The organism is Shewanella sp. S1-58-MNA-CIBAN-0166 (assembly GCF_040310085.1).
In the GTDB taxonomy this organism is placed as follows: domain Bacteria; phylum Pseudomonadota; class Gammaproteobacteria; order Enterobacterales; family Shewanellaceae; genus Shewanella.
Genome location: NZ_JBEOPN010000229.1, coordinates 1 through 207, shown reverse-complemented (window position 1 = coordinate 207; position 207 = coordinate 1). Strand labels below are relative to the sequence as shown.

The following is a 207-nucleotide window of genomic DNA, read 5'->3' as shown; positions in this document are numbered from 1 at the left end:
GATAGCATTAATTGAATTGTTATCGAGAGAGCAGAACATCGTCAAACAGCTTTGTCATTTGTTTGAAATACCGCGTAGCAGCTACCATTATCATCTCAAACATCGTGGATTAGTGAAGCCTGAACGTGAGAAACTGCGCCAGCAAGCGATTGCAATCCACCGTGATAGTCGTGGCTCTGCAGGGGCAAGAACGATAGCAGGCCAGCT

1 pseudogene is annotated in these 207 nt (G+C 46.4%); it reads left to right on the top strand.

The window, feature by feature from the left end:
* Positions 1 to 207 (top strand): annotated as a pseudogene (locus AAEY99_RS21795) (IS3 family transposase); the annotation flags it as partial.